A 14,274-nucleotide genomic window follows, 5' to 3' on the forward strand; every position below is an offset into this window, starting at 1 on the left:
GATGCCCACGCTGCCGCACTGGCTATCCGCGGTGAAGATCTGGCCAGCTGGGGCCCGTATCGCGACGCGACGAGGCATGGGATGCCACCGCACGGCGGCTTTACCAGAGGGGTCGGAACGCTGGGTCTCTCGACTGCTCGAAGTCGACAACATCCGGTACGCCACACTCCTCCCCCGGGATATGTGTCGGATTCGTCCCTGAGAGCCGACCGTGGCCGACTCCTCGCGACCACATTGCACGCGGACCGGGCCAGTGGCTCATTGTCCAGCGCTGGTGGCCTCCGCTGATTGGCGGAGGCCACCACCGCACGATCGGTTCGGTGAGATTCAGATCGCGGCGGACCCACCGTCCACCGGTAGCGTCACGCCCGTGATGAACCGGGCCTCGTCCGAGGCGAGGAACAGCAGTGCGTTGGAGACGTCGGCAGGCTCGACCCAAGGCTCGGGTAGCGCCAGCAGGGTCGACGATGCCTCAGCGAATTCCTCGAAGGTCGGGTTCTCGCGGTCGGGGCGGAAGAGCTTCCAAACGGCGTCGTTCTGGATCATGGCGGTGTTGCAGTTCGTGGGTGCAACGACATTCACGCGGATGGAATGCGGTGCAAGTTCCATGGTGAGTGTGCGCATGAGACCGATGACGCCGTGTTTGGACGCCACATAGTGGCCGAATCGGGCGAACCCCTTGACGCCGGCGTCCGACGAGGTGATGACGACCGAGCCGCCGCGGCCACCGTCGACGAGGTGAGGGACGGCTGCCTTGCAGGTGTTGAAGACACCGGTGAGGTTGACGTCGATCACGTCGCGCCAGTCGTCGACGGGGATGTCGGGGACCTCGTCACCGAATTGGAAGATCCCTGCGTTCGCTGCAACGATGTCGAGTCGGCCGAGTTCGGCGACGGCGGAGGAGAGCCCGGCCTCGAGGGCAGTGAAATCACGAACGTCTGCTGTATAGGCGATGATTCGGCGTCCGTGCTTTTCGACGAGCCGGACTGTCTCGGCGAGGTCCTCTTCGGTGGCGGCGGGGTAGAAGTTTGTGGTTCGGCCGACCTCTCCGCAGATATCGACGGCGATGATGTCTGCGCCTTCTTCGGCCAGGCGTTCTGCGTGACTGCGGCCTTGGCCGCGGGCGGCACCGGTAATGAAGGCAACCTTGTCTGCTAATCGTCCGGTCATGGTGCTCCAATCATGCTGTGGTGCTGAACAATCCGATATCGGATTTCAGATGTGAGTGGGTGGGTTCGTGGTTGACGGCCAGTTCAGTCATGTGTGACCACTGCGAGCCGGCGACCTCGGTGTGAATGATGAGTGGTGTTTCGGCGAGTGTCGGTCGTATCGATTCCAGGCCTTGCCGGAAGTGGTCGGATGCGACGTGGGTCTCGCCGGCGTGCGTATCGCGGAAGGCTTCGACGAGGACGTACTCATTGTCGCGGTCGATGCTGCGCGACCACTCGAACCAGAGGTTGCCCTCTTCGTTGCGGGTGTCGGCGGTGAACGCACGGGTGATCGATGGCCAGCTGTCTTGAAATTGTGGGAGAACGTTGAATTTGACAACGATGAGGATCATCGCCGTTCCTCGTTTCGATTCGTAGGAACCTGAAGACGGCGCGCCGCGTACCTCGCTGCGGAGATGAACCTCGAGGGAGGCGCGTCAGGAAGGGGAGTATTCGTAGGAGACCTTGTGCATCTTCAGCTCCATGAAGGTCTCGTACTCTCGGACGCCCCCGATGTCGGGGAGACGTCGGTGCAGCAGTTCGTTGAGGTGGTCGTTGTCCCGGCACACCAGCTGGACGTAGATGTCGGCGCGGCCAATGCACGAGGACACGTAGGTTGCTTCCTGCCAGGTGGTGAGTGTGTCGACGACATGGTCCTGTTTGCCAGGTTCGACCCGGAGCAGCAGGAATGCGAGGACCCGGTAGCCCAGGCGGAAGGGATCCGCGATGGCGACAACGTTCAACACCCCGGACTCTTGCATGCGGCCAAGACGGATGCGGACCGTGCCCTCGGAGACGCCAAGTTCGCGTGCGATCTGGCGGTACGGCATCCGTCCGTCCTCCTGCAGTAGCCGGAGGATCCCGCGGTCCACGTCGTCGAGGCCTTCCGGCGGAAGTGCCTGCGAGGCTGCGGACGGTTCGTGGTTGCCGTTCAACGTCACTTTGCGCACCCTGTCAGTCTATTCGTTACGCATACCGGAATGGTGCTCCTCGTACGACTGATTTCGCGTCAACCTCGGATTGTGGTCGCGAACTCATCGTCGGGAACCAGCACTGCCCGGCCCCGGATGACACCGTGGTGCAGATCGTCGAGTGCCTGCTGGAAGTCGGAGAAGCGGTACTTCACCGTGTGCAGGTGTACTCGTCCCTGCGCGGCGAGGGCCATCAGTTCGACCAGGTCGTTGTAGGTGCCGACGAGATTGCCGATGAAGTTGATCTCGGTGCTGATGATGTCGATGGTCGGGATCTCGAGTGTGCCGCCGTAGCCGATGACATAGTAGTTGCCCGCTCGGCGGAGCATCGCGATACCCGATGCCAGGGCCGAGCCCTCGCCGACGAAATCGAGCACAGCCTCGGCGCCGGCGCCGTCGGTCAGGGCGAGCACCTGCTCCGCTTCGGTTCCGTCTGCGACGACGGTGACGTCCGCGCCGACTTCCTTGGCGAGTTCGAGCGCCGCTGCCGACTGGTCGACGACGATGATCCGGGCAGAGGTGAGGGCTTCGAGCACCTGGATGCCGATGTGCCCGAGGCCGCCGGCTCCGATCACGACGACGCTGTGGCCGGGGCGGAGGTGCTCCGCCGCCTTGCGTGCCGCGTGGTACGCGGTGAGGCCCGCGTCCGCGAGGGCCGCGACATCCGCCGGCTCGAGTGACGGGGCGAGCTTGACGACGCTTCGGGCGGACGTACGGAGATATTCGGCCATGCCGCCCTCGACGTCGATACCCGGAAACTCGGAGTCGGTGCAGTGCACGTCGTCCCCGCGACGGCATGCCAGACACAGTCCGCAGGTGGCGAGGGGATGCAGGATCACCGAGTCGCCGACTGCCACATTCGTGACGGCGGAACCGATCTCGGTGATGGTGCCCGCGTTCTCGTGCCCGATCGTGTAGGGCAGGGCGACGCCGCTCTTGGATTGCCATTGGCCCTCGATGATGTGCAGGTCGGTGCGGCACACTCCGGCGCCGCGCACCTTGACGATGACGTCGAAGGGGCCTTTCGCGACGGGCTCGGGAACGTCGTCGAGGGACGGTGTGCGGTCGTACTCGTGTACGCGGATCGCTTTCATGGTGGTGTGACTCCTCGTATTTTGGGGTTGGAGTGAGTTCAGATATGTTCGGAATTCCTAGTTTCCGATTCGGCGTTTGCCGACTTCGATGAGGGTTCGGGTGCTGGTGGGTGTTCGTCCTTGACGCGCCACTCGATGCGTTGTCGTTCCTGCACCCGCTGGCGGTAATACCAGAGCACACAGGCGAAGAGCAGGATCCCGACACCGGCGATTGTTTCGCTGACCCCGCCGTAGCCGGTCAGGCTCGGGTTGGAGATGCCAATCACGATTGCGAACGCGTTGACGGCGAAGAGCAGGCAGGCGATCGGAACCCAGTATGGGGAGAGTTTCAGTGGGCGGTGCAGGTGTGGCTGGTCGCGGCGAAGGAGGACGAATGCGCCGACGGCGAGGGTGACGGCGGTGAGGTAGCCGAGATTGCTGGCGAGCAGGATGGCGATCGGTTCGCCGAGCACGATCAGCACGGTGATGTTGATCAGCATGTCGGTGGTCAGGGCGCGACCGGGAACACCGTACTTGTTGAGCACGCCCAATTGCTTGATGGTTCCGCCGGATCGTGAGATGCCGTAGAGGGAGCGGCCGCCGTCCGCGGTGGCCGTCATCATGGCGATGATGAAGGCTGCCATGACGGGGAGTTGGCCGAGCCAGGAGTAGCCGCCGAGGATCCGGTCGAACGCGAGGCCGATGTAGTTCACCGGGTTCAGGCCGATCGTTTCCTCGCCGAGCGCACCGACGACGACGTAGGGGACGACGATGTACAGCCCGAGGATGAAGGCGGCCGAGATGCGTAGCGCTCTTGCCGTGTCCCTGACGGGGTTCTTGTATTCGGCGGCGAAGCTGGCGCATACCTCGGTGCCGTAGGTGGTCCATGCGGTGATGTAGAACCAGACCACCACTTCCTTCCATCCGAAGGGGGAACTGGCGCCTGTCCAACTGATTCGGCTGATGTCGAAGTCGGCGCCGGATGCCACGAAGGGGCCGACTGTGAGCACCAACAACCCGATGACCAGGAGGATTCCGGTCACCTTCGCGACGCCGGCGGCGAGTTTGACGCCGAAGTAGTTCAGTGCCCAGGCGGTGAAGATCGCGCCGATGGCGATCAGGTACGGCAGGCCGAGTTCGTGGCCTATCGGAAGTTGAAGTGCGATGTGCGAATCGGGAAAGAAGGCCTGTTCGATCAGGGTGCCGAGGACGACGCCCTCGACGGACAGAGACAGTGACCAGCCCATCCAGTAGCCGAACGCGGCGATGGCGCCGAGCGGGGCGAAGTGCCGTTTCCATCCTTCGTAGGCATAGACCGAGATGCCGCCGGACCGGTTCGGGAACATGGCGGCCATCTCGGCGAACAGGTTGTTCTGCAGGAAGGCGAGTGCGCAGGCGACGCCCCAGATGGCGATGGCGGTCCATCCGCCGATCGCGCCGACCGTGTAGCCCAGGGTCAGGAAGAGGCCGATCGGCATGTTGAGTGCGAAGACGAATCCGTCGCGCCACGTGAGTGTGCGCAGCATGGATCCGGCCTCGTCGGTGTGGTGTTGTGGGGGAATCGTTGTGCGTGGTTCTTTCGCTGAACTCATTGGACGTGTCCTCGAGAGTGTCGGCGAGTCGGGTGAATGGCGTCAGAGGTCAGCCAGTTCCCACTCGGGGATTTCGGATGTGTGGGTACCGGCCGCGGCCCATTTCCGGCATTTGAGAACCAACCGCAGTTGGTCGACGACGCACGCGCCGACGAATTTACCGTCGCGTGAGTAGAGCGCCCCCAGGTCCTCGGTGCCGCGGGACAGGAATCGGACGGTGTCGTGCCCGGTGGTGTCTCCGATGATGCTGATGCGCTTGCCGAACTGATCGGACCAGACGAACGGGGCCGCCTCGACCGTGCGATTACCGTTGTCGAGGAGGTTGTGTGCGACAGTTCGTGCCTGTTCGCCCGCCGAGGTCCAGTGTTCGTGCCGATGTGGTGTCTCGTTGGTGTCGCGCCAGGCGCAGACATCGCCGGCGGCCCAGATGTGTGGTGCGGCTCGGCCGGTCCGGTCGCATACCAGGCCGGCGGGACCGAGTTCGAGTCCGGAATCGGTGAGCCAGTCGGTGTTTGGTATCGCGCCGACTCCGACGATGACTGTGTCGCAGCGGATCAGTGTTCCGTTGTCGAGCGTAATGCTCTCGACGTGGGCGGTTCCGTCGATAGATGCAACGGATCGTCCGCACGTCAGTGTGATGCCGTGGGTGCGGGCAAGGGCGGAGAGCGCAGGCGCAACGTCGGTGCCGACGTTGCGGGAGAGGGGGATCTCTGCAGCCTCGACGATGGTGACCTGGGTGCCGCGGGACCGTGCGGCTGAGGCGACCTCGAGTCCGATGAACCCGCCGCCAACGACCACGACATATTTCGCGTCGGACAGGGCGTCGCGGATCCGGAGGGCGTCGTCAATGGTTCGGAGGGTGAACACACCCGTGGGTGTGTTCGTGAACGGGTTTCGTGCCCGGGCACCGGTCGCGATTACGAGATCGCTGAAGTGCAGTGTGCTGGAGTCGGTATAGATGGTCCGGTCGGTGATGTCGAGGCGTGTTGCGCGTTCGCCCAGCCTCAGCTCGATCGCGTGATCGTCGAACCAGGCCCGGTCCAGGTAGCCGAGAGTGTCGGCGTCGGCTTCGCCGGTGAGGACGGACTTGGACAGCGGCGGGCGGTCGTACGGCAGGTGGACTTCGTCACCGACGAGGGTTATGGCACCGTCGAACCCCCGGTTCCGTAGCGTCTTCACTACCTGCACACCGGCGAGCGATCCACCGACGACTGTCACGGCGCGCATCAGTGGGCCTCCTCCATCGACAGGGCGGCGGCAGGGCATGACCGCACCGCTTCCTCGACGACGGGTACGTCGTCGTCAGGGATCTGGGTCTGCAGGATTTCGACCTTTCCTTCATCAGATAGATCGAAAACATCGGGGGAGGCGACGACGCAGTTCGCGTAGCCTTGGCATCTGTGTAGGTCAACTGAGAGTTTCACCATCGTGCGGTCTTTCGTCCAAGGGGAGAGGGGTTCAGGACGACAACGCGGACAGCGTCGTCTTCATGAAGGCCTGCAGCGGACTCTCGCTGTCGAGCATCAGGCGTCCCGTGGGGACGCGGCCCGAGCGGTACCCGATCTGCTGGATGTCGGTCGCACGTTTGTCCTCGATCAGGGTCTGATCCCACATCTCGAGCCATTCCTTAACGACGACGGGGTCCGCGCCGGGCTTGGCGTACATGTCCACAAATGCCCAGCATTTCTCGGGGGCGATGGGCTGTACGCTCCCGATGAAGCCGACATAGTCGTCGAGTGCGAAGAATGACGACGGAAATGTGAATGCGAATCGGAATCCCTTGAGGCCGGCGGGATCGACGTTGCCGGGGAGCCACTTGATCGGGCCGTTGTGCCAGATGGTGTTCTCGCCGGAGTCGACGTCATAGTCGTCGGGATTTGTGTGGTAGGTCTTCCCGAAGCTCGACTTGTGCAGGGTCGGGCAGTGGTAGCATTCGACGGCGTTCTCCGCCCACACCTTCCAGTTGCATTCCATGTCGTATTCGTAGCGGATCTGGAACTCGTACTCACGCAGGTCGGTATTGAGTTCGTCGGTGCGGTCCCGGATGTCCGCGGTCACGGATGCCAGCGGCGGTGCTGCGGGATCCGGGTTCACGAAGATCCACTGATCCCATCGTTCGACTGACACGGGCTCGAGCGAGATCGTCGAACACTCGAAATTCATCTCACGCTGAGACCGGGGCGCTGTCTTGAGTTTCCCGTCCAGCCCGTAGGTCCAGCCGTGGTACGGGCACTGCAGTAGTGGTTTGTTCCCGTTCTCTTCGGCGATCGAATGCAGTCGGTGCCGGCAAACGTTGACGAAACCTCGGAGTCTGCCGTCCTTTCCGTGTGTGACGATGATCGGTGTGGAACCGGCCTTGGTTACCGCGTAATCGCCTGGCTTCGCGACCGCCGATTCGTGGCACGCGTACTGCCACGACTTGGCGAAGATCTTTTCCTGTTCGAGGGCGTACATCTCGGGTGCGTAGTAGAACGACGCAGGCAGTGTCGCTCCCTCGTCGAGTCCGGCGAGGATTTCCTCATCCGCCGGTAGTCCATACTTCTCGCGCACGTCGGCCATTTGCAGCATCGATTGCTCATCCCTTCAACTGATCGCTCATCTGCGTGTAACCCCCATCACAGCAGCTTGCGTAACAGCATGCGACTTGAATTACGCAAAGTCAAGATGAAGGCATTTTCCGTTACGCAAAGCGTATTAGGGAAGGCGTGGTGGCCTACCTCAGGCCATGAGGTGTGGGTTTGCAGCGACAGAGCACGGAGCCTTCGCTGGTCGCCGCCGGGTATCTGGTTCGGACGTCTCGAAGAATGGCGTTACTCCGGTTCGAAACCGGTGGATGCCGAACCGGCGTTCCGTCCGCCAAATGCGTACGTGATCCATCGACACCACGAAAATTTCTGTCAGGCAACCAATTAGAGCGATCAGGTCAGCCGATGGGCTTGGGAGGAGCGGAATCGGCAGTACGAACCTGATCACCGACGACCGGTGTTGCAGACGAGTGCGCATGTGGTTGCTGTAGGCATGGAGCCGAGGCGGCGTTCACCGACTGGACCGCTGTTCGCGCTGGGGTGTCGAGCGCGATCCGTTGTCCGATCTGGCTGCGCTGCGTGCTTGGGCGATGTTCCGGCTCCGTGGAGTTGGTAACCGCGTCGATGCGGGTGGGCGGTAGGTTGATGCGTTGGTGAATCTGCTGGTTCTGGCGGGCGCCGCGTCGGGCGGGGCGTTTGTTGCCGGTGGGGTCGTGGTGGGGTGACGGGCGACTGTGGGTGAGCCGTTGATGGTCGAGGATGTCGTCGACCGGCAGATCGAGATCACGGTGTGGGGTAATGATGCGCCGGTGGATGGGTCTCGTCCAGGTGACTCGCGTCCTGATGACCACGAAGCAACGTCGACGGCACGTTATTGACGATCGGCTATCCGCTGGTTGCGCCCCGTAACAGGTCCGTGGCCCGCGCGGCGACCGGCGCGTCGATGAACTCTCCGTCCGGCATGCGCAGTGCGGCGTGCCCGGCTTCTTCGAATGCGAGTAGGACACGGCGCGCCCAGTCGAGTTGGTCGGGCGAGGGGGTGAATACCCGGTGGATCGCGGGCAACTGGGCGGGGTGGATCGCCGACTTCCCGAAGAAGCCGAGGTCTCTGGAGTGTTCGGCTTCGGCTGTGAGGGCGGCGTCGTCATCGAGTTGGGCGAACACGCTGTCGATCGGCGGCGGAAGTCCGGCTGCGCGTGCGGCGAGCACGATGTGGGAGCGGGCATGCTGCAAGGGGGCGGCGCCGTCCGCGACCCGTAGGTCCCGGCGCAAGTCCACCCCACCCATGGCGAGGTAGGTGCATCCGGGTGTGCGGGCGATGTCGGCGGCAGCGAGGACTCCGCGTGCGGTTTCGATGGCGCAGATCAGGGGGACGTCGGGGCACCGCTGGGTCACCCACTCGACGTCGGTGGGATCTTCGACCTTGGGGATGCGGATGCCGGCCGCGGTCGCTCCGACGGCGTCGAGGTCGGATTCACAGTCGGTGGATCGGACGGCGTTGACGCGCACCCACGCCGGCGTGGTGGCGGTGGCTGCGGCGACGATGCGGCGTGCATCGGCTTTGTGCTGGGTGGGCACCGCGTCCTCGAGGTCGAGGATGACGGCGTCGGCGCCGGCGGTGAACACCTTGTTGACCAGTTTCCGGTTGTGGCCGGGCGCGAAGAGGTAGCTGCGGGTCATCAGATGGTTCCCTCTCTGCTGAGCCGCGCGAGGGTGGCGCCGTCGACGCCGGCCTCGGTGAACACGTCGTGGTTATCCTGGCCGAGTCTGCGGCCGGTGAAGTGCACGGCACCCGGTGTCTGTGACATCCGGAAGAAGATGTTCTGCATGCGTATTGGTCCGAGGTCTTCGTCCTCGCAGGTGATGATGGACTGACGGTGCAGGATGTGTGGGTCGGTCATCAGTTGCCCGATGTCGTAGATCGGGGCGATCGCCGCTCCCGCGTCGGTGAAGGCTGCGACGACGGTTTCGAACGAGCGGGCGGCGATCCAGTCGCCGACGAGTTGGTCGAGTAGATCCGCTCGTTTGGCTCGTTCACCGGCATGTGTGAACCAGGGCTCCTCGGCGATCTGGGGATGGCCGACCAGTTGTAGGACGCGTCGGGCGATGCTGGTGGAGCTGGCGCTGATGGCTACCCAGCGGTCGTCGTTGCACTGATAGGCGTTGCGGGGAGAGTTATTCGGTGACCTGTTGCCGTGGCGACCGGGTGCGATGCCGAGTTGGTCGAAAACCGTCGGGCCTGGACCGAGGATGCCGAGGAGTGGCTCGAGCAGGGAGAGATCGATGACTTGGCCTTTTCCGCCGCGGGCGTCGCGGTGGTAGAGCGCGAGGGTGATGGCCAGCGCTCCGGTGATGCCCGCGACGCCGTCGGCGAGACCGAACGGCGGCAGGGTCGGTGGTCCGGTCTCCTGCCCGGTCTGGTGGGCAAACCCGCTCATCGCTTCCGCGAGCGTCCCGAAGGCGCGGCGTTGTGCGTACGGTCCTTGTTGTCCGAACCCGGTGACACGCAGGATGATCAGGCGTGGATTGATGCTGTGCATGACCTCTGGGCCGAGCCCCCAGGCCTCGAGGACGCCGGGCCGAAAGTTTTCGACGAACACATCGGCTTCGCGCAGTAGTGCGCACAGAAGTACTCGTCCCTCGGCGGAGCTGAAATTCAGTGTGACTGTGCGTTTGTTGCGGGCGATGACCTTCCACCACAGTCCATGGCCGTCCTTCTGCCAGCCGTGGGTGCGGGCGGGGTCGCCTTGAGGGTGCTCGATCTTGATGACGTCGGCCCCGTAGTCGCCGAGCAGCATCGCCGCGATGGGGGCGGCGTAGACGAATCCGGCGTCGAGTACGCGCAGACCGTGGAGTGGGCCAGAGCCATTGGTGTGTGGGGACGGCGGGCCGTCGGTGGCGGAGGAATTCAGATGCGTACTCGCGGACATGAATTCATTGAACTGCCCGCACTTCCCGCTGTCAACCCATTGTCCCACAATCGGGCAAAGTGATTCATTTTGACGTGGTCGAGGTCTCCTCGAGCGCGGTGCGTGCCGCATTGCCGATGTGCTGGCGCCATAACTCCGCTGCGCCGGCGCTGTCGCGGGCCTCGATGGCCAGCAGAACGTCTTTGATTTCGTCGCGGCTGTGAGCGGGTCGCCCCGCATGTGCGAGTGACCGGGCCCGAAGCCCCGCCAACCTGCCGTTGAGCAGTTTGGCTTGAGCGCTAGCGATCTTGTTTCCCGTTCCGGCGTAGAGGATTTCGTAGAAGCGATTCTTGGCCTCGATCATCTCGGCCACGTCGAGCGAGTCGTGGGCGGCGAACAGCGCAGTGCATGCCTCGCGGAGTTCGCCTACGGCGGCATCGGTTGCCCGCTCGACGAACAGCCGAACCGCCAGGCACTCGAGTGCCTCACGAAACTCGTACAGATCGCGGGCATCCTGGTCGGAGATGGTGGCCACGACCGGCCCTTTGTGCGGGGGGATCTCAATGAATCCCTCCGCTTCGAGTTGCCGACAGGCTTCCCGGATCGTGTTGCGGGAAACGTCGAGTTCCTCGCAAAGTTCCCGTTCGATCAGGCGTTGCCCGGGTGCAAGATTGCCGCGGATGATCTCGTCCCGGATCGCTTCGACGGCCTGGGCCCGTACCGGTGCCACCACACGGGTGATCTTCATGCCTATCCCTCCAAACGCAGGCTGCGCGAAATGTTCAACTGAGGGACAATACTACCAAATATGCCTGATGGTCAGCCTGAGAAGCTCGCCGCGGCGTATCGGCACGTGGAGGTGGGCCTTCGCGCAGCGTCGTCGAGTCGACGTGCAGTCTGTGGGCGCCCCTACCTGACCCTTTCGAAGCGAGAGTGTCCTGTTCGCCGGTCAGTGTCGACTACCGCGGAATTTTCCGGCGCTGGGACCCGGTCACCACGCCGGTCCACGATGATCTCTCGAGCCGAGTAGCCCACTGGTCGACAGTGGGCTACGTCCGCGATGTAGTCGGTGGCAGGCACGGTTACCGGTCACCAGCGGTCGACGGGCACGGCGGTATGGTCAACGCAGATCCACACCACGCGTTTCCGGGGTCAGCAGGGTCGTGACGAGCCCGATCACCACCAGAACGACCATGTACAGCGAGAAGATCCAGCTGATGTCGTGACTGTTGAGCCAGGTCAGCACATAGGGTGCCGTGCCACCGAACAGGGCGACCATCAGCGAGTAGGGGACACCTACTCCGGATGCGCGCACGTCGGTGGGAAACAGTTCGGCGAAATATGCCGGCATGATCCCGACGAACGCGCCGAGGAAGAACAGGGCCACCATCATCGCCAGTGTCAACACCACCGCAGAATTGCCGACCAGCGCCATCAACGGGAAAGTGAGCACCAGCATCGCCACGCCGTAGGTAATGAAGATCGGCTTGCGGCCCACCCGGTCGGACAACCTTCCCCAGAAGGGCAGAGAAGCCATGAAGAAGACGTTCGCGATCACGCTCGCCCACAGGCCGTGGGTGGCATCGAGCCCCCGGTTTGCGATGGCGAATCCTGGAATTCCCACGGCCCAGGTGTAATACACGACCGTCACACCCGCACTCATGCCCAGCACTCGGGCAATGCTGCGCTTGTTGCGGCTCAGGCCGCGCAGAAGATCGCCGGTGGTGCGCCGCGGCGTATCGGCCCGCTCGTTCTCGAACGCCTCGGTCTCCTGCAGCGTTCGCCGGATGTACAGGCCGGCCACCGCAAGCAGTCCGCCGACGATGAAAGGGACGCGCCATGCCCAGTCCTTGAGTGCGTCGGGTCCGATCGCGCTCGACGCGCCAGCCCCGATCAGGGACGCGAGCACGATACCCGCGGTGACGGAGACGTACACGCTCGTCGACCACAGTCCTCGCCGAGCCCGCGGGGCGATCTCGGCGATGTAGGTGTAGGACGCGGCGATCTCACCGCCGTGAGCGAGGCCTTGGACCAGTCGTGCGACGAGTAGGACCAGCCCGGCCCAGACGCCGATCGACTGGTGGGTCGGGGCGACGCCGATCAGTAGGCTGCCCGCCGCCATCGTCATCATTGACGTCGTCAAGGAGAATCGTCGGCCGTGGCGGTCGGCGAGCCAGCCGAAGAGGAACCCACCGATCGGGCGCATCAGGAAGCCCGCCGCAAAGATCGCCAGGGTCGACAGCAGCGCGCTGGTGGGATTGTCACTGACGAAGAACTGGCTGGCGAAGAACGGGGCGAAGATGGCGTAGACGCTCCAGTCGTACCACTCGAGGGTGTTGCCGACACCCGCTCCCAACAGGGTCCGGAATTTACTTTGTTTTTCCGGTGTGGCCCTCACGGTCTCGGTCATCGAGGCGCTCGCCGTGCTGATCGATTGTGATGAAGTCATGACAGACTCTCCGAACGGGAAAGAGGGAGGGGCGACCGATATGCCCGGCCGCCGTGGAGGATTAAGTTGTCGCTGCGGAGATCGGCGCCGTCGCGGCCCGCATTGCGGCCGCACCACTGATGCGCCCGAAGATCATGCCGCGTAGTACCGAGGTCCCTCCCGGGTACTTGCCGTGGTAGAGGCCTGTGCATTCGCCGGCGGCATACAGTCCTGGGATGGGCGCCCCGGTGTCCGTGACGACTTGGCCGTTGCGGTCGGTAGAGAGGCCGCCGAAAGTGAACACGATCGCGCACTTGATCGGGTAGGCGATGAACGGGCCCTCGTGGAGAGGGAGGGCCCAGTTGCTCTTGGGCGGGTCGATTCCCACGGTCGTGTTTCCGTCAGGCTGTTTCCAGTCGAACGGACCATCGGTAACTGCGGCATTGAATCGGGTGACCGTCTCACGGAGGCGGTCGGCGGGGAGACCGAGAATCTCGGCGAGTTCCTCGATGGAGGGTGCGGTGACGGGTTTGACTGTGGTGAGGATTCCGCGTTCGCGTGCCTCGACCTTCTCGAACTGCTGGTCGGTGATGAAATAGGCGATGCCGTCGGGCAGTTTCCAAATTGCGCGGGCAGTGTGTTCGTAGGTCTCGTCGACGGTTCCACGCGCTTCGTCGATGAAGCGGTCACCGTGTTTGTCGACGAGGATGCCGTAGGGGAACACCATGACCAGCGGCTCCGGCGATGTGCACCGGGGGTCGACGGGTTCGGCGTGGAAATTGTTCCACTCTCCGGCGCGGGCTGCGCCGGCCTCGAGGGCCATGGAGATGCCTTCGCCGCGGTTGAACGCAACGCCGGGTGCGATAGGGATCAGTGGTTCGGCGGAGCCGAGTTCTCTCGCGAGGAAATCCGGATCCCCCTCGAACCCGCCGGAGGCGACGATGACCGCTCCCGCGTTGATCGTGGCGGCGCCCTCCGGCCCCTCAACCTCGATCCCGATCACCCGGCCGTTGGAGGCGGTGAGTAGCCGGCGTGCGGTGGTGCTGTACCGGATGTCGACCCCGAGGCGCTCCGCTTCGGGGCGAAGCGCATTGAGCAACGCCTCGCCGCCTCCGACCGGTTGCAGACGTTTGCGGGCACTGTTGATGAAGTACGTCGGCAGTCGCTTGAACCGGATACCGAGTCCCTGAATCCATTCCATGGTGTCGGGAAGGTGCTCAGCGAGCTCTTCGACGTACCAAGTGGGAGTTCGGCCGTCGGAGAATTCCAGGATGTCCGGTACGAACGAGTCACCTGGCTCGTAAACGTCGTCGAGCCGCAGATATGCTGACGTCCATTTGGTCAGGCCGCCGGCCTCTGCCTCTTCGGCGCGGTCGACGAGAATTACTCGGCCTCCCTCTGTGTCGGCCGCGGTCTGCGCTGCCGACACCGCGGCGGACAGTCCGGCGATGCCGGAGCCGATGACAATCACATCGGCGGTCGGAGACACCCCTTCGTCAGGCGTCGTCATGGTCGTTCTCCTTCTTCGTCGAAGGGCGGTGCAGGGCACCGCGTGTGCTCTCGTGGGG

General features: G+C 63.8%; 13 protein-coding genes. All 13 read right to left on the minus strand.

Annotated features, from left to right (window positions below; translation table 11 throughout):
• Positions 1 to 327: 327 nt before the first annotated feature.
• Positions 328 to 1,170, minus strand: a complete 843-nt coding sequence (locus tag OYT95_RS39860) for a mycofactocin-coupled SDR family oxidoreductase (protein ID WP_268793069.1) — start codon at positions 1,168 to 1,170, stop codon at positions 328 to 330.
• Positions 1,171 to 1,180: 10 nt separating this feature from the next.
• Positions 1,181 to 1,561, minus strand: coding sequence for a putative quinol monooxygenase (locus OYT95_RS39865; RefSeq protein WP_268793070.1), 381 nt, complete (start codon positions 1,559 to 1,561; stop codon positions 1,181 to 1,183).
• Positions 1,562 to 1,645: 84 nt separating this feature from the next.
• Entirely contained in the window at positions 1,646 to 2,158 is a 513-nt protein-coding gene (locus tag OYT95_RS39870; RefSeq protein WP_235214835.1) for an Lrp/AsnC family transcriptional regulator, read from the minus strand.
• A 59-nt stretch (positions 2,159 to 2,217) separates the two neighbouring features.
• A complete protein-coding gene (locus OYT95_RS39875; protein WP_268793071.1) occupies positions 2,218 to 3,273 on the minus strand; it encodes an NAD(P)-dependent alcohol dehydrogenase in 1,056 nt (351 codons plus the stop codon).
• Between the two features lie 38 nt (positions 3,274 to 3,311).
• A complete protein-coding gene (locus OYT95_RS39880) occupies positions 3,312 to 4,844 on the minus strand; it encodes an APC family permease (protein ID WP_235214834.1) in 1,533 nt (510 codons plus the stop codon).
• 42 nt (positions 4,845 to 4,886) lie between these two features.
• Positions 4,887 to 6,071 carry an NAD(P)/FAD-dependent oxidoreductase gene (locus OYT95_RS39885; protein WP_268793072.1) on the minus strand — a complete coding sequence of 395 codons (1,185 nt, stop codon included), beginning with the start codon at positions 6,069 to 6,071 and terminating at the stop codon, positions 4,887 to 4,889.
• Complete coding sequence (locus tag OYT95_RS39890; protein WP_268793073.1) at positions 6,071 to 6,271, minus strand: ferredoxin; 201 nt, start codon at positions 6,269 to 6,271, stop codon at positions 6,071 to 6,073. The genes OYT95_RS39885 and OYT95_RS39890 overlap by 1 nt, the downstream gene beginning before the upstream one ends.
• 31 nt (positions 6,272 to 6,302) lie before the next feature.
• Positions 6,303 to 7,412 carry an aromatic ring-hydroxylating oxygenase subunit alpha gene (locus OYT95_RS39895; RefSeq protein WP_128642725.1) on the minus strand — a complete coding sequence of 370 codons (1,110 nt, stop codon included), beginning with the start codon at positions 7,410 to 7,412 and terminating at the stop codon, positions 6,303 to 6,305.
• An 842-nt stretch (positions 7,413 to 8,254) separates the two neighbouring features.
• The gene (locus tag OYT95_RS39900) at positions 8,255 to 9,049 is read right to left on the minus strand and encodes an HpcH/HpaI aldolase/citrate lyase family protein (protein ID WP_128642724.1); all 795 of its coding nucleotides are present in this window, start codon (positions 9,047 to 9,049) and stop codon (positions 8,255 to 8,257) included.
• Complete coding sequence (locus OYT95_RS39905; protein WP_268793074.1) at positions 9,049 to 10,299, minus strand: CaiB/BaiF CoA transferase family protein; 1,251 nt, start codon at positions 10,297 to 10,299, stop codon at positions 9,049 to 9,051. Before OYT95_RS39905 ends, OYT95_RS39900 begins: the two co-directional genes overlap by 1 nt.
• 64 nt (positions 10,300 to 10,363) lie before the next feature.
• Positions 10,364 to 11,026, minus strand: coding sequence for a GntR family transcriptional regulator (locus tag OYT95_RS39910; protein ID WP_128642722.1), 663 nt, complete (start codon positions 11,024 to 11,026; stop codon positions 10,364 to 10,366).
• Between the two features lie 372 nt (positions 11,027 to 11,398).
• Positions 11,399 to 12,727, minus strand: coding sequence for an MFS transporter (locus OYT95_RS39915; RefSeq protein ID WP_268793075.1), 1,329 nt, complete (start codon positions 12,725 to 12,727; stop codon positions 11,399 to 11,401).
• 61 nt (positions 12,728 to 12,788) lie between these two features.
• Positions 12,789 to 14,216, minus strand: a complete 1,428-nt coding sequence (locus OYT95_RS39920) for an FAD-binding protein (protein ID WP_128642720.1) — start codon at positions 14,214 to 14,216, stop codon at positions 12,789 to 12,791.
• Positions 14,217 to 14,274: the final 58 nt, after the last annotated feature.

Origin of the sequence: Rhodococcus sp. JS3073, assembly GCF_026810085.1 — a bacterium.
Taxonomy (GTDB): domain Bacteria; phylum Actinomycetota; class Actinomycetes; order Mycobacteriales; family Mycobacteriaceae; genus Rhodococcus_F; species Rhodococcus_F wratislaviensis.